Origin of the sequence: Rhodococcus tukisamuensis NBRC 100609 (assembly GCF_001894985.1) — a bacterium.
GTDB classification, from domain to species: domain Bacteria; phylum Actinomycetota; class Actinomycetes; order Mycobacteriales; family Mycobacteriaceae; genus Rhodococcus_G; species Rhodococcus_G tukisamuensis.
Genome location: NZ_BCXG01000005.1, coordinates 110,441 through 130,517, shown reverse-complemented (window position 1 = coordinate 130,517; position 20,077 = coordinate 110,441). Strand labels below are relative to the sequence as shown.

Here is a 20,077-nt window from a genome sequence, read left to right as displayed (position 1 = left end):
TCGCATAACTGTCAGGCCTTTCGTAATTGCGGCCAGGCTTGGCCGCGGTACACGGACTCGTGCACCCTATCGCGGCGTCGTCGGCAAGAGCCGCCGAAAACGTGGTGTCGGAAGCAGGTGTCCGCCTCGTTCCGGACCGCCCGGATTGCGGGGGCTGACAGTATCCGCAGGTCGAGGGCGTACAGAGGTCTCGGCTTCGCTTGGGCGACGCCGGATGTCACGAAACGGGCGCGACACGGGAAACCTCCCGCGCCGCGCCCGTTTCGTCGTGACGGATGTCCGCGTTAGCTAGACGCTCGCCACGCCCTCGGCGAGGAACCGCCTGCCGTTCACGGCCTCGGAGGTGCCGGTGCGGTCCAGGTACGGGGTGATGCCGCCGTTCCAGAATCCGAACCCGCCGCCCAGGATCAGGCAGAGGTCGATGTCCTCGGCCGCCGCGACGACGCCCTCGTCGAGCATGATCGCGATCTCCTCGGCGAACGCGCGACGCGTCCGCTCGAGCACCTCCTCGGCGGTGGACACCTTGTCGCCCTGCGGCCAGAGCGCGGCCACCTCGGGGTCGACGGCCTGGCCCTCGGGGCCCCAGGTCCACACGCCGGGCTTGCGCGCCTCGACGAGGGCCTCGAGGCCGGGGGAGGACTTGAACCGCTCCGGGTACGACGCCTGCAGCGTCTCGCCGGTGTGCAGCGCCACCGCCGGGCCGACGAGGGCAAGCAGGGTGAACGGGCTCATCGGCATGCCGAGCTCGGCGATCGCGTTGTCCGCGACGTCGAACGGGGTGCCCTCGTCCACCGCGGACATGACCTCGCCCAGGGTGCGGGTGACGAGCCGGTTGAACACGAAGCCGGCCTTGTCGCCGCACAGCACCGCGGACTTGCGCAGCGACTTGGCGGTGGCGAACGCCGTCGCCAGGGTCGCGTCGTCGGTCTTCTCGCCGCGGATGATCTCGAGCAGCGGGAGCACCGCGACCGGGTTGAAGAAGTGGAAGCCCACGACCCGCTCCGGGTGCTTCAGGTCGGACGCCATCTCGGTGATCGACAGCGAGGAGGTGTTGGTCGCCAGGATGGTCTCGGGCGCGATGTGCTCCTCGAGCTCGGCGAACACCTTCTTCTTGACGTCCATGTTCTCGAAGACGGCCTCGATGACGAAGTCGGTCTTGGCGAACGCTGCCTTGTCCAGCGAACCGGAGACCAGGGCCTTGAGCCGGTTCGCGGCGTCGGGGGACAGCCGGCCCTTGCCGTGGAGCTTGTCGATCTCGGCGTGCACATAGCCCACGCCCTTGTCGATGCGCTCCTGGTCGATGTCCGTGAGGATCACCGGCACCTTGAGCTGCTTGACGAACAGCAGCGCGAGCTGGCTGGCCATCAGGCCGGCACCGACGATGCCGACGCCGGAGACCTTGCGCGCCAACGACTTGTCCGGCGCGCCGGCGGGACGCTTGGCCCGCCTGTTCACCAGGTCGAAGGCGTACAGGCCGGCACGCAGCTCGTCGGTCATGAGCAGGTCCGCGAGCGCCTCGTCCTCGGCCGCGAAGCCGGCGTCGAGCGAGGCGGGGTCGGACAGGTCGGTGGTGCGCGCGAGCTCGAGCAGTGCGACCGTGCGAACCGCGCCGGGCGCGTTGTTCTTGGTCTTGCCCTCGACGATGGCCTTGGCGCGGGCGATGGCCTCGTCCCAGCCGGCGCCGCGGTCGATCTCGGGGCGGGCGGGGGTGACGGTGCCCGCGAGCACCTGCGACGCCCAGGCGAGGGACTGCTCGACGAAGTCGGCGGAGCCGAGCACGACGTCGGCGATACCGAGCTCGAGCGCCTTCTTCGAGTTGATGACCTTGCCGTTGTTGAGCGGGTTCTCGACCGCCACGGTGACGGCGTTCGACGGCCCGATCAGGTTGGGCAGCAACTGCGTTCCGCCCCAGCCGGGAACCAGGCCCAGCATCGCCTCGGGCAGGCCGAGGGCGCCGACGTTGTCGGCGAAGGTGCGGTAGTGGCAGTGCAGGCCCACTTCGAGGCCGCCGCCGAGGGCGACGCCGTTGACGAACGCGAAGGTGGGCACCGAGGACTCACGCAGGCGACGGAACACCTTGTGGCCCAGTCGTCCCAGTTCGAGGCCCTGCTCGCGGGAGGTGATCGACGGCACCCCCTTGAGGTCCGCACCCGCGGCGAAGATGAACGGCTTGCCGGTCACCGCGATGGCCGCCGGGTTCGCGGCGAACGCCTCGTCGATCGCCTTGTCGAAGGCGAGCAGGCCGGCGGGGCCGAAGGAGTTCGGCTTGGTGTGGTCGAAGCCGTTGTCGAGGGTGATCAGCGCGACCGGGCCCTCGATGCCGGGGACCGAGATGATCTTGGTGTATGCGTTCGTCACGACCTCGTCGGCGAAAGCGGTTGCGATGTCAGTCATTACGCGACTCCGGCTTCGTAATCGGCATGGTTCGGGTTCTCCCAGATGACGGTGCCGCCCATGCCGAGACCGATGCACATGGTGGTCAGGCCGTAACGGACGTCCGGGTTCTGGGCGAACTGGTGCGAGAGCTGCGTCATCAGGCGGACTCCGGAGGACGCGAGCGGGTGGCCGCACGCGATGGCGCCGCCCCACTGGTTGACCCGCGGGTCGTCGTCCGCGATGCCGAAGTGCTCGAGGAAGGCGAGCACCTGCACGGCGAACGCCTCGTTGATCTCGAACAGGCCGATGTCCTCGATCTTCAGACCGGTGCGGGCCAGCAGCTTCTCGGTCGCGGGGACCGGGCCGATGCCCATCACGGCGGGGTCGACGCCCTGGTAGGCGAAGCCGACCATCCGCATGCCGACCGGCAGGCCGAGTTCGCGGGCGGTGTCCTCCCCGGCGAGGATCGCCGCGGTGGCACCGTCGTTGAGGCCGGCGGCGTTGCCGGCGGTGATCCGGCCGGCCGGGCGGAACGGGGTCTTGAGCTGGGCGAGGTCCTCGACCGTCGTGCCGGGGCGCGGCGGCTCGTCCTCGGTGGCCAGGCCCCAGCCCGCGGCGGAGCGGGTGGCGACGGGCACCAGGGTGTCGGCGATGAAGCCGGCCTTCCTGGCGGCCTCGTACTTGTTCTGCGACGCGACGGCGTAGGCGTCGGTGCGCTCCTTGGTGATGGTCGGGAACCGGTCGTGCAGGTTCTCGGCGGTGTTGCCCATCACCAGGGCGCTCGGGTCGACGAGCTTGTCGGCCAGGAACCGCGGGTTCGGATCGGCGCCCTCGCCCATCGGGTGACGGCCCATGTGCTCGACGCCGCCGGCGACGACCACGTCGTACTGGCCGAAGCCGATGCCGGACGCGGTCGTGGTGACGGCGGTCATCGCGCCGGCGCACATGCGGTCGATGGCGAAGCCCGGCACGGTCTCCGGCAGCCCGGCGAGGATCGCGGAGGTGCGGCCGATGGTCAGGCCCTGGTCGCCGGTCTGCGTGGTGGCGGCGACGGCGACCTCGTCGATCCGCTCGGGCGGCAGCTGGGGGTTGCGGCGGAGCAGTTCGCGGATCGCCTTGACGACCAGGTCGTCGGCGCGGGTGTCGGCGTACATGCCCTTCGGTCCGGCCTTGCCGAACGGGGTACGGATGCCGTCGACGAAGACGACACTTCGCGGTGATGTGGATGCAGCCACGCTGGATTCCTCCTGGCGGGAGTGGAGCGGTCTGCCGAGCTTTGGCCCGGCAGACTCCACTCTAGCGCTAATTACCCGCCGGTAACATAGCGGCCGCCTCGGTCGCGGAAACCCGGCGCGACGCCCCGCTCAGTCGGCCGTGGCCGAGGCGGTGGACAGGGCCGCGGCCAGCATCGGCACGGTGAGCTGGCGCTGCCACGGGCGCGCACCGCCCGCGACGAGGACGGCGTCCACCCGGGCCTCGGCCGCCTCGGCGGGGCCGGGGGTCCAGTCCCAGACCAGCCTGCGGACCAGGTCCGGCGTCAGCAGGTTCTCCACCGGCACCCGTACCCGCTCGCTGAGTTCGGTCATCGCGGCCCGTTCGGCGGCCAGTCGGTCGGCCGCCTCGGGGTTGCGGCGCTGCCACTTGCTCACCGGCGGGGGGCCGGTGAACGGCTGCGCGAGGGGAGGCAGTTCGTCGTCGGGCAGCGCGCGGGCCCGGTCGAGCGCCTGCAGCCAGGTCTTGGACATCCGGCGCTGGCGGGGACCGCCGAAGATCGGCAGGGCCCGCAGCGCGTCGACGGTCCTCGGGTCGGCGCCCGCGGCGTCGACGATCGCCTTGTCCGGCAGCACCCGTCCCGGGGCGATGTCGCGGGAGCTCGCCATCTCGTCGCGGGTGGTCCACAACTCGCGGACCGCGGCCAGTTGGCGCTGGGTCTTGAGCGAGTGGATCCCCGAGGTGCGGCGCCAGCGGTCCGGCTTGGGCTTCGGCGGACCGGCCAGCCGAATGTGCTCGAATTCCTGTGCGGCCCACTCGGTCTTGCCCTGCGACTCGAGTTCCGCGGCCATCGCCTCGTGTAGTTCCAGCAGCACCTCGACGTCGAGCGCGGCGTAGTTCAGCCAGGAGTCGGGCAGCGGCCTCGAGGACCAGTCGGCGGCGCCGTGGCCCTTCTGCAGGCCCAGTCCCAGGGTGCGTTCGACGATCGCGGCCAGCCCGACGCGCTCGAAGCCGGCCAGCCGGCCCGCGAGCTCGGTGTCGTAGAGCGCAGCGGGGCGCAGTCCCAGCTCGTCGAGGCCGGGCAGGTCCTGGTCGGCCGAGTGCAGTACCCACTCGAGGGGGTTGATCACGTCGGCGAGCGCGTCCATCGCGCCGGTCAGGGGGATCGGGTCGATCAGGATGGTGCCGGCGCCGGCGCGTCGGAACTGCAGCAGGTACGCACGGGCCGAGTAGCGGAAGCCGGACGCGCGTTCCGCGTCGACGGCGAGGGGGCCGGTGCCGTCGGCGAGCGCTCGCACGGCGTCGGCGAGCAGTCGCGGGGAGTCGACGACGGCGGGCACTCCGTCGGCTGGGGCGAGGAGCGGCACCACGGTGCGCTCGGATTCCTGGTCGCTGGCCTCTGACATGACCGTGACCTTACGACCCGCGGCGGCCCCGGTCGCGCATCCGGTGCCCGACGCGGCCAGTCTCCGTGCTCCCGGAGATCCGTAATAAGGTAGAACGTAATTCGAACCCTGGCCGGTGTGACCGAAAGCCGGTGTGACCGAAAGGCAGTGGAGCGTGCTGACACTCGCGAACGTCGCCCCCGTCGGCGAACCACCGTCCGGCTCGATGGTGGATCTGCCAGGCCGCGGCAGTACGTACGTCACCGACACCGGTGCGCCCGGCGGCGGCGCGTCGCCGAAGCCGACGCTGGTCCTGCTGCACGCCCTGGCCTGCACCGGCGCGCTCACCTGGTACCCGGCAATCCCGCGGCTCGCGGAACGGTACCGGGTGGTGACCCTCGACCAGCGCTGGCACGGACGCGGGATCCGGTCCGAGCGGTTCACCCTCGAGGACTGCGCCGACGACGTCGCCGCACTGGCCGACGCGCTCGGGCTCGAGCGCGTCGTGCCGGTCGGCTACTCGATGGGGACCCTCGTCGCCCAGTTGACCTGGCGCAGGCACCGGGACCGGGTGGCCGGCCTGGTTCTGTGCGCCGGGACCACCGGGTTCCGGCGTGCGCCCCGCGAACGGGTCACCCTCGACGCCCTGAACGCCTGGATGGGGACGCTCCGCCCCGGCGCCGGCCGCCCGCCCGGGCCGGAGCGGCCGGACGGGCTGGACCGGACGGACGCGCAGGACCGGGCCTGGGCACTGCGTCAGTTCCGGTCCACCAGCGCGGGTGCGGTCGGGCGGGCCACCGCGGAGATCGGCAAGTTCGACTCCAGCGGGTGGATCGCAGACGTGGACGTGCCGACCGCGGTCGTGGTGACCGGGACCGACCTGGTCATCCCGGCGCGCAGGCAGCGCTGGATGGCCCGGCAGATCGACGGGGCGTCGACCTACGAGGTGGACGCCGGGCACGCCTCCTGTGTGCTCGAATCCGAGACGTTCATTTCGGGTTTGCTGCCCGCGTGCGTTTCCGTGTCTTCGCGCGTGCGACCTTGACCAGTTCCTCGAGTGCGGGGCCGAACGCGTCCGCGAGGTCCCACAGTTGGGGCGCGAGCTCCCGGCAGGACACCAGGCCCACGTTGAGCTTGCCGTCCATCGACATCACGGTGACGTTGAGGCCGGCGCCGTGGAAGATCGGCCCGAGCGGGTACATCGCCGAGATCCGGGCGCCGAGGAAGTACAGCGGGACCGGTGGCCCCGGCACGTTGGAGACCACCAGGTTGTGCACCACGGGGTGGTGTTCGGCGAGTTTGAGGTTGGAGTAGACCCGCATCGCGCCACCGAAGGCGGCGGGCGCGGCGAACTGGGACCAGTCCTGCAGCAGGCTGGCACCGAGCGAGGCGTTGTGCGACTTGACCATCGTGTTGTGCACGTTGGTCTCGTTCAGTCGCTCGACCGGATCGGCGATCTGCGTGCCCAGTTGGGTGAACATCCCGGAGATCTGGTTGGTGCCCGGCCGGTCGGAGGTGTCGTGCACGGAGACCGGCACCATCGCCACCAGCGAGGAGTCGGGCAGCTCGTCGCGGTCGGCGAGGTAGCGGCGCAGCGCGCCCGCGACCGTGGCCATCACCACGTCGTTGACCTTGACCCCGAAGGCGTCCTTGACCAGTTTCACCTTGCCGAGGTCGAGCTGCGAGTAGGCGATGTTGCGGTGCCCGGTGATCGCGCCGTTGAGCGAGGTGCGCGGCGCGGTGAACGGCGCGGGCATGGCCTCGCCGCGGCGCGCCCGACGGATCCACCTGGGCAGCAACGCCACCCCGCTCGGCAGCACCTTCGCCATCTTCAGGGGCCGGCCGGCGAAGCCGATCAGGCCGCCGACGGCCAGGTCCAGGGTGTTCGCCCGGCCCAGCTGGGGCTGGTCGGGGTCCGGCTCGGGCCGCGGCGCGTCCGGGGTGAGCCCGCAGAGCTGCGCCATCATGCTCGCGCCGGTGACGCCGTCCACGTTGGCGTGGTGCATCTTCGACATGATGGCCACGGAGCCGTCGTCGAGGCCCTCGATCACCCACATCTCCCACAGCGGGATGGTCCGGTCCATCTGCTGGCTGGCGATGTGGCCGCAGAGGTCCGCGAGCTCCGCCCGGCCGCCGGGCGCGGGCACCGCGACCCGGTGCACGTGTCGGTCGATGTCGAACTGGGTGTCCTCCACCCAGGCCGGGTGGTCGAGGTTCAGAGCGGAGTCGAAGAGCTTGCGACGGAAGCCGGGCATGGACCGGACCCGCGCCGTCAGCTCGGTCTTGAAGGCGGGGAAATTGTAGCCGCCGGGGACGGTCGAGACGTCGAGGACGATCAGTCCGCAGACGTGGAGCAGCTGAGAAGGCGTTTCGAGGTAGAGGAACGTGGAATCCAGACCGCTTAGTCTCTCCATGGCGGTGATCGTAAATCCTGTTCTAGATTGAGGCCGGGACTTCGGTTTTTCGGGCCCACGAGTCGACCGTGAAAGGCGCCATATGACGCAACGTTTCCTGGCCCGTCAGGCTGTGAACCTCGCCCTGACCGCGAATTCGCTGCGGCCGGTGCCCGGCATGCCGGCATCGGTGGGCGCCTTCTTCGCCGGCTGGCTCACTTCGGAACTGGCCCCCCAGCAGCTCGGCGCGACGGTGCTGGACGCGGCGGTCCAGGTGGCCCGCGGCCGGGTCTCGACCCGAACCGAGCGGCTGGGTCTGGCGCTGGCGGCCGCGTCCGCCGCCGGCCTGACCGCGAACGTCGTGGCGTCCCGGCGGGCGGGCGCGGAGATGGCGACCGCCCTCGCCGAGGTCGGGGTGACGGACCCGGCCGCCGGGCTGCCGCTGGACTGGCGGGCCACCGCACGGCCGTTCCGGATGGTCCGGCCCGAGGTCCGCCGGGTGCGCAACCTCGAGTACGCCCCCGGCGGTGTCCGGTTCCGGGTGGACGTCTACCACCGCCGCGACACCCCGCCCGACGCGCCGATCCTGCTGCAGGTCCACGGCGGCGGCTGGGTGGTCGGCAGCAAGGACCACCAGGGCCTGCCGCTGATGGCGGAGATGGCCTCGCGTGGCTGGGTCTGCGCGGCGGTGAACTACCCGCTCTCGCCGAAGGCCAAGTGGCCGGCGCACCTGGTGGCGCTCAAGCAGGCCATCGCCTGGCTGCGCGCCGAGGCGCCCAGTTTCGGCGGCAACCCCGACTTCCTCGCCGTCACCGGCGGTTCCGCGGGCGGGCACCTGGCGACCATGCTCGCGCTCACCGGGAACGACCCGCAGTACCAGCCGGGCTTCGAGGGCGTCGACACCTCGGTGCAGGCCTGCGTGCCGTTCTACGGCGCCTACGACTTCGCCGCGGAGACCGGGATCAAGGCCGTCACGGCGCGGGTGCAGTCACCGCTGAGCGCGATGATCCTCGGCCGGAACGCGCAGTTCCCGCGGGACTACCTGGCCGCGTCGCCGCTGGCCAGGCTGCACGCCGACGCGCCGCCGTTCCTGGTGGTGCACGGCACCAACGACTCGCTGATCCCCGTGGCCGAGGCCCGCGAATTCGTCCGGCGGCTGCGGGACGTCTCGTCGAACCCGGTCGGGTACGCGGAGTTGCGGGGCGCGCAGCACGCCTTCGAGATCTTCCACTCGATCCGCACCGAGCGGGTGATCAGCGGTGCGGCGGCGTTCCTCGACGCGGCCCGGCTCGGGACCCTGCGACCGGCAGGCGAGGCGCCCGACGTGGCGGACGCGCCGGTGCCGATGGAAGCCGAAGCGGATCAGCGGCCGCCGAGCGGGCTGACCCCGGCCGGCGGCAGTCCCGCCGCGTAGGCCAGCACCTCGCAGAACGCCTCGACGTGCCCCGCCAGCTCGGTGGTGGTGGCCGTCCAGGAGGCGCGCAGTTCGAGTTGGTGTGCGCGCGGGGGGCCGGCGATGTCGCCGTACCGGACCGAGCTGGTGGCGGTGACGGTGCCGCCCAGCGCGGTCAGCGGCTCGTGCCGCGCCTCCAGTGCGTCGACCAGCCAGCTCCACGCGACCTCGGGGAGCAGTGGGTCCGCGGCCAGGTCTTCGTCGAGGTCGGCCTGGATGTACGCGACCAGTCGCATGGTGCCGTGCCAGGCCTCGTCGCCGGCGGGGTCGTGCAGCAGGATCAGCCGACCGAAGGCGTCGCCCTCGGAGTCCTGGGTGACGACGTCGGCGTCCGGGTGGGTGACCTCCGCGCCGATCGCGTAGCTGAAGGGCGCCAGCCGCTGCGGGGGCCGGATCGGGCCGATCTCGATCTGCGGGTGTACCGCGGCCCTGAGCATCGACTCGACGGCGGTACGGAACTGCGCTGGCTCGGCGGCGGATCCGGACGTGGTCACATCGCGGACGGTAGACGGGCTCCGATGGTCGGTGGTGGAGGCGCGCCGAGCACCCGCCCGGCTCCGCCCGGTCATCTGGCAGCATGGCCGGTGGACGTACACGGCGGGCGACGAGCGTTGGGACACATGAGCGACTTGGAAGACACGAATTCGGCGATGACGAGCGGGACGAAGTACCCGTTCCGGCGAACGATTGCGGACGCACCGCTGATCGCTGCCGCGACCGGCAGGCGCCCCGCGCACCGGCCGGTGTGGTTCATGCGGCAGGCGGGACGGTCGCTGCCGGAGTACCGGGAGGTCCGGGCCGGGATCGGGATGCTGGAGTCCTGCTTCAACCCGGAACTGGTCTGCGAGATCACCATGCAGCCGGTGCGCCGGCACAAGGTGGACGCGGCAATCCTGTTCTCCGACATCGTGGTTCCGCTCAAGGCCGCGGGAATCGACCTCGACATCGTGGCCGGTGTCGGCCCGGTGGTGGCCAACCCGGTGCGCACCATCGCCGACGTCGCCGCGCTGCCGCGGCTGCGGCCCGAGCAGGTCGGGGCCGTCAGCGAGGCCGTCTCGCTGCTCACCCGTGAGCTCGGCGACACCCCGCTGATCGGCTTCGCCGGGGCGCCGTTCACGCTCGCCTCCTACCTGGTCGAGGGCGGGCCGAGTCGCAACCACGAGCGCACCAAGGCGCTCATGCACTCGGACCCCAAGACGTGGCACGCGCTGCTCGGCACGATCGCGGACACCACCATCGCGTTCCTGCAGGCGCAGTTGCACGCCGGAGTCGACGCGATCCAGCTGTTCGACTCCTGGGCCGGGACGCTGTCGCTGGCCGAGTACCGCACCTTCGTGTTGCCGCACTCCGAGCGGGTCCTCGCCGAGGTGGCCGACGCCGGCGTGCCCCGTATCCACTTCGGGGTGGGCACCGGTGAGCTGCTCGGGGTGATGGGCGAGGTCGGCGCCGACGTGGTCGGCGTGGACTGGCGGATCCCGCTGGACGAGGCCGCCCGCCGGGTGGGCCCCGGCAAGGCACTGCAGGGCAACCTGGATCCGGCCGTGCTCTTCGCGGGCGCGGACGCGGTCGAGCGGGAGGTCCGCCGGATCGCCGCCGAGGCCGACCGGGCGCTCGCGGCCGGCGCCACCGGCCACATCTTCAACCTCGGCCACGGCGTGCTGCCGGACACCGACCCGGGCGTGCTGACCGCGGTGGTGGAGTTGGTGCACTCGCTGTGACCGCGTTCGCCGTCGTCGGCGGGGGCATCTCCGGGCTGGTCGCCGCCTACCGGCTGCGCGGCCTGCTCGGCCCCGACGCCGAGATCACCCTCGTCGAGGAGTCGGCCAGGGTCGGCGGCAAACTCCGCACCGTCACCCTCGCGGGCGGCCCGGTGGACGTCGGCGCCGAGGCGTTCATCGCCCGGCGCCCCGAGGTGCCGGCACTGCTCGCGGAGCTGGGCCTGTCCGACCAGGTGGTCGAGCCGTCGGGCGCCCGGCCGCTGATCTGGTCCGGTGGCGCGCTGCATCCGTTGCCCATCGGCACCCTGATGGGCGTCCCGGCGTCCGCGCAGGCGCTGACGGGGCTGGTCGACGCGCAGACCCTGGCCCGGATCGACGCCGAACCGCGGTCGCCGCTGCACTGGCGTCCCGGCTCGGACACCGACGTCGCGACGCTGGTCGGCGAGCGGTTCGGCGAGCAGGTGGTCCGCCGGTCGGTGGACCCGCTGCTCGGCGGCGTCTACTCCGGGCTCTCGGACTCCATCGGGGTCCGGGCGGCGTTGCCGACGCTGGCCGCCGCCCTGGACCGCGGGGCACCGAGCCTGACGGCGGCGGTTGCCGAGGCGATGCCCGAACCGAAGCCGGGACCGGTGTTCGGGGGCCTGCGCGACGGCTACGGCGTGCTGCTCGACGCGCTGCTCGAACGAGCCCGTCCGACGGTGGTCACCGCGGGTGCGTCCGGGCTGCGGCGCGACGGCGACGGCTGGTGGCTGGACCCGGTGGGACGGGTCGACGGCGTGGTGCTGGCGGTGCCCGCGCCGCGACTGGCCGCACTGCTACGCGACGTCGCGCCCGCCGCGAGCGCTGCCGCCGCGGACGTCCCGCTGGCCTCGTCGGTGGTGGTCGCGCTGGCGCTGCCGGTCGGGGTGGACCTGCCGCAGAACTCGGGCATCCTGGTCGCGACGGGGGAGTCGTTGCGCGCCAAGGCCTTCACGCTGTCGAGCCGCAAGTGGCCGCACCTGGCCGAGCGTGGCGGCGGGCTGGTCCGGGCCTCGTTCGGCCGGTTCGGCGACGCCGCGGTGGTCGACGCCACCGACGACGAACTCGTCGCGCTGGCCCGGACGGACCTCGCGGAGGTCACCGGGCTGCGGGCCGACCCGGTCGGCGCTGCGGTGCAGCGATGGCACGGCGGCCTGCCCCAGTACGGGCCGCGGCACCTGGACCGGGTCGCGACGATCGAGGACGGCGTGGCCGAGTTGCCTGGGCTCGGGGTGGCCGGCGCGCTGCTGCACGGCGTCGGCGTGCCCGCCTGTGTGGCGTCGGCGACGGCGGCCGCACGGGCCGCGGCGCGGGTGGCAGGATAGGGCCATGGCACGCCTCGATTACGACAAGCTCAATTCCACGCTCCGGTACGCGATGTTCTCGGTGTTCCAGGTGCAGCCCGGTGTCCTCGACGAGGACCGCACGAAGGCGATCGAGGACGCGAAGGCCTTCTTCGCGTCCTTCGACGAGACCGACGTGATCGTCCGCGGCATCTACGACGTCTCGGGTCTGCGCGCGGACGCCGACTTCATGATCTGGTACCACGCCGAACGGCTGGAGGACCTGCAGAAGCTGTACGCCGACTTCCGGCGCACCACCGACCTCGGGCAGGCCAGCGACCCGGTGTGGTCGAACGCGTGCCTGCACCGTCCCGCCGAGTTCAACAAGAGCCACCTGCCGGCGTTCGTCGCCGGCGAGGAGCCGGGCGACTACATCTGCGTGTACCCGTTCGTGCGGTCCTACGAGTGGTACCTGCTGCCCGACGCGGAGCGGCGCAAGATGCTCGCCGACCACGGCAAGGAGGCCCGCGACTACCCGGACGTGCGGGCCAACACCGTCCCCGCGTTCGCGCTCGGCGACTACGAGTGGCTCCTGGCCTTCGAGGCGCCCGCGATGGACCGCATCGTCGACCTCATGCGTGACCTGCGCGCCACCGAGGCCCGGATGCACGTGCGCGAGGAGACGCCGTTCTTCTCCGGGCCGCGGGTCTCCGTCGAGCAGTTGATCGCTGCCCTGCCCTGACCGGTAGGACTTCTGCACCCGGGATGCCTTTCCTCGTATCCTGAATTTCCCGAGGAAAGGCATCCCGATGTGGAGTCCACGACGGTCACTGGGTGCAAGCGTGGTAGCCGCCGGCCTTGTCGTCGTTCCCGCGGTAGGTCTGACGGCTCCGGCGTCGGCCGCGCCTGTCGTGAACACCTTTCAGGTTCCACTCGTCACGCCCAACAGCATCTGGTCGTGCGGTCTTTCCCTCTACTGCACGTCCGCCCCGGTCGCGATCACGGGGGAGGCGCCCGGCACCGTCACGTTCCCCGCCCTGTCACCCGGCGCCAACACCAACTGGACCTACTGGATGCACTGGAGAAATCTGGGGACCGGCGCCTCGGGGGTGCTGACGATCCCGTACAGCCAGGCGATGAGCGTGTTCACCGGGGCGGGACTGGTGACCGCATCGATGACGACCGGCTACGAGACCATCGCCGGAACGGGTGTGTTCCCTGTGCCGTGAGCACCCGGAGCGCCGACTCGAACCCTGTGCCCGGACGCCCTTCTTGCTGGGACGGGTCCAGTGCCCGCTGATGATCGTTCGCGGCCGAGCGGTTCACGGCAGTGGGGCAGACCACCGGACAGTGGTGCCCCCGGCCGGCGCGGGTTCCGCGGTCATCGTGCCGCCGACTTCGGCTGCCCGTGCGGCCAGGTTGTCGAGTCCGTGACGCTCGGCGTCCACCGGGATACCGGCGCCGTTGTCGGTGACTTCCATTGTCAGGTCGTCGAACACCGAGACCTTCACGGTGACGGCATCGGCATCGGCGTGCCTGACGACATTGCTCAGAGCCTCGCGGAGTACGGCCACGGCATGATCGGCGAGGTCCGGGTCGACGACCGACAACGGCCCCGACATGTGGACCGTGGTGCGCAGACCGGAGTCGGCGGTCGTCTCGGCGATGACCTCGTGCAGGCGGCTCCGCAGCCGGGTCGTTCCCTCGGTGCCGCCGTGCAGGTCGAAGATCGCGGTGCGAATGTCCTGCACGATCTCCTGCAGGTCGTCGACGGTGTCGGTCAGGCGCCGTTGCACCTCGGGTGATCGGGCGCGTTGCAGGGTGCCCTGCACGGAGAGGCCGACGGCGAAGAGCCGTTGGATGACGTGGTCGTGCAGGTCACGGGCGATCCGGTCACGGTCCGCGAGCACGTCGAGTTCCCGCATTCGCTGTTGGGTGTTGGCCAGTTGGAGGGCGACGGCTGCCTGGTCGGCGAACGCGGACATGAACGAAAGTTGCTCCGCGTCGAACTGCGGGGACCCGCCGCGGCGAAGGGTCACCAGCACCCCCGCGACAGACTCCGCGGCGCGCAACGGCAGCACCAGGGCGGGACCGAATCGGGTGCGCACCTCGGCACCCGGGTCGAAGGCGAGCATGTCCACCTGCAGCGGCCGACGGCTCCGGAAGGCCTCGCCCGAGGTGGAGCCGGTCAGCGGAATGACGTGGCCCACGAGTGTGTCCGTCGCCCCGGTCGAGACGGTGACCACCAGCTCGGCCACGTCCTCGGGCCCGGCGTCCGGATCGTCCGGGACGGCGAGGAAGGCGCTGTCGGAATCGGTCAGCCCGAGCGCCTTGTCGGCTATCAGCTGCAGGACCTCGGTCGGGTCGCCACCGGCGAGGAGTCCGGTGGCGATGTCGCTGGTCGCCTCGAGCCAGGCCTGTCTGATTTGCGACTGCTGGTAGAGGCGGGCGTTGTCGACCGCGATGCCGGCGGCCGCGGCCAGGGCCGTCAGAACCGCCTCGTCGTGTGCGGTGAACGGTTCGCCGCCCGACTTCTCCGTGAGATAGAGGTTGCCGAACACCTCGTCCCGGATCTGGACCGGCACCCCGAGGAACGTCTTCATCGGCGGGTGGTGGGCGGGAAACCCGACCGATGCCGGATGAGCGGCAATGTCGTCCAGGCGAATCGGTTTCGGCTCGGCGATCAGCAGGCCCAGGACGCCGCGTCCGCGGGGCAGGTCCCCGATGAGCGTCCGGGTCTCGTCGTCGATGCCCTCGTAGACGAATTCGGTGAGCTCATCGCCTGGTCCGCGCACACCCAGGGCGCCGTAGCGGGCGTCGACCAGTAGTACCGCGGCATGGACGATGGAACGCAGCGTTTCGTCGAGATCGAGACCCGCTGCCACGGCCAGCACGGCTCCGAGCAGCGGTGCGGGTTCCGGATCGTCTGGCCTGCTCCCGGCGGGCGTCACGCGGTTCAGTCTGTCACGGGTGGCACCCGGCCGGGCACGGTCCGGAGAGGCTCACCGAGGTCGCGGTGTCATCTTCGTGGCGAGGACGGCGGCCTGCGTCCTTCGTTCGACACCCAGCTTCGTCAGCAGCCGCGAGACGTAGTTCTTCACCGTCTTCTCCGCCAGGAACATCCGTCCGGCGATCTGTCTGTTGGTCAACCCCTCGCCGAGGAGGGAGAGCAGGGTCCGCTCCTGGTCGGTGAGTTCGGCGAACGGTCCGTCGGCGTCCCGCGTCTGGTGGCGCAGCTTCGACATCAGGGCCTCGGCCGCCCGGCTGTCGAGCAGTGACTTCCCCTCGCCGACGTCGCGGACCGCCCGCGCGAGTTCCATGCCCTTGATGTCCTTGACGACATAGCCGCGCGCCCCGGCCAGGATTGCGTCGAGCATGGCCTGCTCGTCGGTGTACGACGTGAGGATCAGGCAGTAGAGACCAGGCAGCCGGGAGAGGAGTTCGCGGCACAGTTCGATCCCGTTGCCGTCGGGCAGTCGAACGTCGAGAACCGCGACATCGGGGCGCAGGGCCGGGATCCGAGCAAGCGCATGCGAGCAGGAGTCGGCCTCGCCGATCACCCGCAGTTCCGGGTCGCTCTCGAGGAGGTCGGCCAAGCCGCGTCGAACCACCTCGTGGTCGTCTACGAGAAAGACCGTGATCATGCGGCGTCCTCCACTTCCGGTCGGGCCCGTTCTCAACGCTACGTCCGGTCAGTGCAGGGACAGCACCTCCGTGGCCGGCCTGCGCGGCGTCTCGTGCGGAGGGCGCGGCCCCGTCGCCGTTCCGATTCGAACGAGGACCTGGGGGAACCCGGCATCGGGCGCCAGGCCCGCGATCAGGTCGCGGCTTCGCTGGTCCTCGGTGAGGTGAGTGAGCGGGCAGGTCGCGACCCGCCGGGAGGTTGCCTCGAGGACCACCGCGGACAGGGCCTGCCCGCATCGCACCCAGTCCGGAGCAGTGTCGGTGGCGGTACCGAGCATCAGCACGACGGCTTCGTCCGCCGCGGCGGCCGAGGCCTCGCTCCGGTGGGTGGACGGAAAGGCGCGTCCGACGGCGACGCTGGTGCTCTCGTCGGCGGTCGCCAACGCATCGGGCGGAATCCCGTCCGCCGGCCGTGAGTGTCCTGCCCACCAGTGCAGTTCGGCCTGATAAGCGGAGTCGTACCGCCGTGCGGCGGAACTCGACTCCGCTGCCACGGTCAGGGTCGCCCGGGCCTCCGGCGGGAGCACGGTCACGGTGACGCCGTGAGCCGCGGCCGCTCCGTGCAGGGCGGCGAGGATCTCGTCCTCGTCCTGTGGCAGCGGAGCGAACGGCCTGCGGTCGGTACGGCGGTGCCGGATCGCGGCCAGCAGGTCGAAGTCGCGGGACTGTGGGTGCGCGTCGTGGTGGAGGTGCACGGCCGCGACGAATCGTGGCAGCGCTGATTCGGGGAACAGGCGGATCGACGTCCGCCAGCGAAGCGACGCGAGCGCCACCTGCAGGTGGTGCAGTGCTGCACCACAGCTGACGTCGAGCTGGCGGCCGGTCGGGTCCGTCGACGGCAGCAGTCGAGAACGGTCGCCGAAGAGGTCGAGCCGACCGCTCGAGTACCGCCAGTACCAGGGCTGACTGTTGTGGACCGATGGCGCGCGGCAGGCAAGGTCGACGGCAATCCGGATGACATTGGCGTCGGGAATCGTGGTGTCCATCGAGGCCTCCTCGCTTCACCGTCAAGTCTCGTCCGGACGGACACCGCGCGACAGGGCCGATGGTCCCTACCCGCGGCAGTCACCAGGGCAGGCGAGACCCGCGACCGTGAGAGGTGACGTTGTTCTCTTCCCTCGGCCCGTCGCTCGGGCAACGCTGGAGTCGGGTTCTGGAGTCGGGTTGACGCAGTCCGGCCCGTTCGCATGCAGGTGACTGACGCGAGGAGGACCGATGAACACGCACTCTTCCGTGGTCGTGGGGGTGGACGGCTCGGGGCCGGCGTTCGATGCGGTCCGCTGGGCCGCGGCCGAGGCCGCGCTCCGCGGAGTCCCGCTGCTGCTGGCCGCGGTCTACGCACTTCCGCTCGAGCCGCTCGGGATGGTGGTCGCCCCGCCGAGCTATTTCGAGGACCAGGCACTGGCAGGACGGCACCTCCTCGACGAGGCCACCGAGCTGGCGACGGACGCGGCGAAGGAGTTCGGCGGCGTGGCGATCCGGACTGCGCTCTCTGGTGGTCGTCCGGTTCCGGTGCTACTCGAGCTCTCCCTCACGGCCGGGCTGGTCGTGCTCGGCTCCCGCGGGCTCGGCGAGATCGCCGGTGGACTCGTGGGGTCGGTCAGCTCCGCCGTGGCCACCCATGCCCACTGCCCAGTCGTGGTGATTCGAGGGCTGCCGGGACCGGACGCGCCCCCGCTGGACGGCCCGGTCGTGGTCGGAACGGACGGATCCGAACACAGCGAGCCGGCGATCGCGGAGGCCGTGCAGTTCGCCTCGCGGCGCGGCGCCGACCTGACCGCGGTCCACGCGTGGACAGACCTCAACCTGGCGACGGCGTTCGACATCGGCGCGGACGACTCGATTCTCGAATGGCCCGCGGTCGCGGCCGCAGAGGAGGCGGTCCTGGCCGAGCGCCTCGCCGGCTGGAAGGAGCGGTACCCCGACGTGTCGATGCGGCGGGTTGTGGTTCGGGATCGTCCGGTGCGTGAGCTGGCCCGGCTAGCCGAGGGCGCCCAGCTGCTGGTCGTGGGCAGCCGCGGACGCGGCGGATTCAAGGGCATGCTCCTCGGATCTACCAGCAGGGCGCTGCTGCACCTGGTCGACGGCCCGCTGATGATCGTGCGCGGCGGCGACTGACGTCTGGGCGCCCGGACGGTGGTGGGTGCCGCCGAGCAGCACCGACGCCGGGTCGGTGGTGCCACCGGTGGCACACTGGGCGGCGTGAGTTCGGGAACCACGCGACACCAGCACATGGCGCACTGGGGGATGTTCGAGGCCGAGTCGGACGGCTCCGACATCACCGCGGTGCACCCGTTCCCCGGCGACCGCGACCCGTCCCCGATCCTCGGCAACGCCGTCGGCTCGGTGCGCCACGGCGCCCGTGTCACCGCCCCGGCGGTGCGCCGCGGCTGGCTCGAACACGGCCCCGGACCCACCGAGGCGCGCGGCCGCGACGACTTCGTCGAGGTCAGCTGGCCGGAGCTGACGGACCTGCTGGCGGCCGAGCTGCGCCGGGTGATCGACACCCACGGCAACGAGGCGATCTACGGCGGCTCCTACGGCTGGGCCAGCGCCGGACGCTTCCACCACGCCCAGAGTCAGGTGCACCGATTCCTCAACTGCCTCGGCGGGTACACCCGCTCGCTGCACTCCTACTCGCTCGGCGCCACCGGCGTGATCATGCCGCGGGTCGTCGGGACCCACTGGAAGCTCTTCGCACGCTCGACGAACTGGGACGTGATCGCCCGCAACACCGACCTGATGGTGTGCTTCGGCGGGGTCCCGCTGAAGAACACCGGCGTCAATCACAGCGGCACCTCGGACCATCCGACCCGCGGTGCGCTGGACCGGTTCCGCGACCGCGGCGGCGCCGTGGTGTCGATCTCCCCGCTGCGCGACGACCTGCACGGCGAGTGCACTTGGCTGGCGCCGCGCCCCGGCTCCGACGTCGCGCTGATGCTCGGCCTGGCCCACGTGCTGGCCTCGGAGGGGTTGCACGACAAGGAGTTCCTGGCCACCCACTGCGTCGGCTACGAGCGGTTCGAGGACTACCTGCTCGGCCGCGCCGACGGCGTCCCGAAGACCCCGCAGTGGGCGTCGGACCGGTGCGGGATCGCCGCCGCGGACCTGGTCGGGTTGGCCCGGCGGATGGCCGCCGGCCGGACCATGGTGACGGTGACGTGGTCGCTGCAGCGGGTGCGCCACGGCGAGCAGGCGCCGTGGATGGGCGTCACCCTGGCCGCGATGCTCGGCCAGATCGGTCTCCCCGGAGGCGGTTTCGGCCACGGCTACGGTTCGATGAACGAGCCCGGGCTGGCGCCGGTGCCGTACCCACTGCCGACGCTGCCCCAGGGCAACAACCCGGTCAAGGCGTACATCCCGGTCGCCGCGGTCTCGGACATGCTGCTGCACCCGGGGGAGGAGTTCGACTACGACGGCCATCGGCTGACGTACCCGGACATCCGGTTGGTGTACTGGGCCGGAGGGAATCCGTTCCACCACCACCAGGACCTGAACCGGCTGCGGCGGGCGCTGGGCCGACCGGACACCGTGGTGGTGCACGACCCGTACTGGACGCCGATGGCGCGCCACGCCGACATCGTGGTGCCGTCGACCACGTCGCTCGAGCGCAACGACATCACCTGCACCCGCAACGACCCACTGCTGGTGGCGATGCACGCGGCGGTGCCCGCCCACGCGCACTCCCGCGACGACTACGCCACCTTCGCGGCGCTGGCCGAGAAGCTCGGTGTGGCAGCGGAGTTCACCGAGGGACGCACCGCGCAGCAGTGGCTCGAGCACCTGTACGGGCAGTGGCGCGAGTACGTGCGACGGGACGGGGGACCGGCGCCGGACTTCCGCACCTTCTGGCGCGAGGGCCACGTGCGGATGCGCACCGAGGACAACCTGATCCTGTTCGAGGACTTCCGCGCCGACCCGGTGCGCCACCCGCTCACCACCCCGAGCGGACGGATCGAGATCTTCTCCGCCGACGTCGACGGCTTCGGGTACGACGACTGCGCCGGCCACCCCACCTGGTACCAACCCGAGGAGTGGCTCGGCGGTGAACGCGCGCAACGCTTTCCGCTGCACCTGATCGCGAACCAGCCGCGGGCCCGGCTGCACGGCCAACTCGACCACGGCCCGGTCAGTCAGGCCTCGAAGGTGCGCGGCCGTGAGCCGATCCGGCTGCACCCCGCCGACGCCGCGGCACGGGGGATCGCCGACGGCGACGTGGTGCGGGTGTTCAACGACCGCGGCGCGTGCCTGGCCGGCGCGGTGCTCGACGACGGGGTCCGGGCCGAGGTCGTGCAACTGTCCACCGGCGCCTGGTTCGACCCCCTCGATCCGGCCGATCCGGACTCGATGTGCGTGCACGGCAACCCGAACGTGCTCACCCCGGACGTCGGCAGTTCCAAGCTCGCGCACGGGTGCACCGGCCAGCACGTCCTGGTGCAGGTCGAGCGGTTCGACGGCGAGCTTCCGCCGGTGCGCGCGTTCGCCCCGCCGAGGGTGCAACTGCGGTAAGTCCTTCCTTTCGCGCCCGACCAGCGCGTATGCGGCGTACCTTGAC

The 20,077-nt window shown here is 71.4% G+C and carries 16 protein-coding genes; 8 read left to right on the top strand and 8 right to left on the bottom strand.

Features of this window, described 5'->3' with window-relative positions; genetic code table 11:
• Positions 1 to 288 precede the first annotated feature (288 nt).
• From RT2_RS07545 to RT2_RS07535, 3 genes are all read right to left on the bottom strand, one after another.
• Positions 289 to 2,394 (bottom strand): 3-hydroxyacyl-CoA dehydrogenase NAD-binding domain-containing protein, encoded by a 2,106-nt coding sequence (locus tag RT2_RS07545; RefSeq protein WP_072843951.1) that lies wholly within the window; start codon positions 2,392 to 2,394, stop codon positions 289 to 291.
• Positions 2,394 to 3,611: a thiolase family protein gene (locus RT2_RS07540; protein ID WP_072843949.1), complete on the bottom strand. Its 1,218-nt coding sequence runs from the start codon at positions 3,609 to 3,611 to the stop codon at positions 2,394 to 2,396. The genes RT2_RS07545 and RT2_RS07540 overlap by 1 nt, the downstream gene beginning before the upstream one ends.
• 129 nt (positions 3,612 to 3,740) lie before the next feature.
• Positions 3,741 to 4,994: an HRDC domain-containing protein gene (locus tag RT2_RS07535; protein ID WP_072843948.1), complete on the bottom strand. Its 1,254-nt coding sequence runs from the start codon at positions 4,992 to 4,994 to the stop codon at positions 3,741 to 3,743.
• A 205-nt stretch (positions 4,995 to 5,199) separates the two neighbouring features.
• Between RT2_RS07535 and RT2_RS07530 the strand changes: the two genes are divergently transcribed.
• A complete protein-coding gene (locus tag RT2_RS07530; RefSeq protein WP_072844235.1) occupies positions 5,200 to 6,018 on the top strand; it encodes an alpha/beta fold hydrolase in 819 nt (272 codons plus the stop codon).
• Here the strand turns inward: RT2_RS07530 and RT2_RS07525 are convergent.
• On the bottom strand, positions 5,963 to 7,387 hold the full coding sequence (locus tag RT2_RS07525) for a WS/DGAT/MGAT family O-acyltransferase (protein ID WP_072843946.1): 1,425 nt from the start codon (positions 7,385 to 7,387) through the stop codon (positions 5,963 to 5,965). The two genes, RT2_RS07530 and RT2_RS07525, sit on opposite strands and share 56 nt — an antisense overlap.
• Before the next feature lie 82 nt (positions 7,388 to 7,469).
• Here RT2_RS07525 and RT2_RS07520 point away from each other — a divergent pair, with 82 nt between their 5' ends.
• Positions 7,470 to 8,780 carry an alpha/beta hydrolase gene (locus tag RT2_RS07520; protein ID WP_072843944.1) on the top strand — a complete coding sequence of 437 codons (1,311 nt, stop codon included), beginning with the start codon at positions 7,470 to 7,472 and terminating at the stop codon, positions 8,778 to 8,780.
• Here the strand turns inward: RT2_RS07520 and RT2_RS07515 are convergent.
• Positions 8,729 to 9,313, bottom strand: coding sequence for a DUF3000 domain-containing protein (locus RT2_RS07515; RefSeq protein WP_072843943.1), 585 nt, complete (start codon positions 9,311 to 9,313; stop codon positions 8,729 to 8,731). The genes RT2_RS07520 and RT2_RS07515 overlap by 52 nt on opposite strands.
• 126 nt (positions 9,314 to 9,439) lie before the next feature.
• Between RT2_RS07515 and hemE the strand changes: the two genes are divergently transcribed.
• The 4 genes from hemE (at position 9,440) to RT2_RS07495 (ending at position 13,067) form a co-directional block, all read left to right on the top strand.
• The gene (hemE, locus tag RT2_RS07510; RefSeq protein WP_072843942.1) at positions 9,440 to 10,537 is read left to right on the top strand and encodes a uroporphyrinogen decarboxylase; all 1,098 of its coding nucleotides are present in this window, start codon (positions 9,440 to 9,442) and stop codon (positions 10,535 to 10,537) included.
• Positions 10,534 to 11,880 carry a protoporphyrinogen oxidase gene (locus RT2_RS07505; RefSeq protein WP_072843941.1) on the top strand — a complete coding sequence of 449 codons (1,347 nt, stop codon included), beginning with the start codon at positions 10,534 to 10,536 and terminating at the stop codon, positions 11,878 to 11,880. The genes hemE and RT2_RS07505 overlap by 4 nt, the downstream gene beginning before the upstream one ends.
• 4 nt (positions 11,881 to 11,884) lie before the next feature.
• Positions 11,885 to 12,580, top strand: a complete 696-nt coding sequence (gene hemQ, locus RT2_RS07500) for a hydrogen peroxide-dependent heme synthase (RefSeq protein ID WP_072843940.1) — start codon at positions 11,885 to 11,887, stop codon at positions 12,578 to 12,580.
• Between the two features lie 169 nt (positions 12,581 to 12,749).
• On the top strand, positions 12,750 to 13,067 hold the full coding sequence (locus RT2_RS07495; RefSeq protein WP_072843938.1) for a hypothetical protein: 318 nt from the start codon (positions 12,750 to 12,752) through the stop codon (positions 13,065 to 13,067).
• 93 nt (positions 13,068 to 13,160) lie between these two features.
• Here the strand turns inward: RT2_RS07495 and RT2_RS07490 are convergent, their stop codons facing one another.
• From RT2_RS07490 to RT2_RS07480, 3 genes are read right to left on the bottom strand one after another with little or no spacing between them, the layout of a single operon-like run.
• Positions 13,161 to 14,789, bottom strand: coding sequence for a GAF domain-containing sensor histidine kinase (locus RT2_RS07490; protein WP_307718207.1), 1,629 nt, complete (start codon positions 14,787 to 14,789; stop codon positions 13,161 to 13,163).
• 51 nt (positions 14,790 to 14,840) lie between these two features.
• Complete coding sequence (locus RT2_RS07485) at positions 14,841 to 15,482, bottom strand: response regulator (protein ID WP_072843934.1); 642 nt, start codon at positions 15,480 to 15,482, stop codon at positions 14,841 to 14,843.
• A gap of 48 nt (positions 15,483 to 15,530) precedes the next feature.
• On the bottom strand, positions 15,531 to 16,508 hold the full coding sequence (locus tag RT2_RS07480; RefSeq protein WP_072843932.1) for an Acg family FMN-binding oxidoreductase: 978 nt from the start codon (positions 16,506 to 16,508) through the stop codon (positions 15,531 to 15,533).
• Between the two features lie 229 nt (positions 16,509 to 16,737).
• Here RT2_RS07480 and RT2_RS07475 point away from each other — a divergent pair, with 229 nt between their 5' ends.
• Positions 16,738 to 17,640, top strand: a complete 903-nt coding sequence (locus RT2_RS07475) for a universal stress protein (protein WP_072843931.1) — start codon at positions 16,738 to 16,740, stop codon at positions 17,638 to 17,640.
• A gap of 114 nt (positions 17,641 to 17,754) precedes the next feature.
• A complete protein-coding gene (locus RT2_RS07470; RefSeq protein WP_072844233.1) occupies positions 17,755 to 20,031 on the top strand; it encodes a molybdopterin-dependent oxidoreductase in 2,277 nt (758 codons plus the stop codon).
• Positions 20,032 to 20,077: the final 46 nt, after the last annotated feature.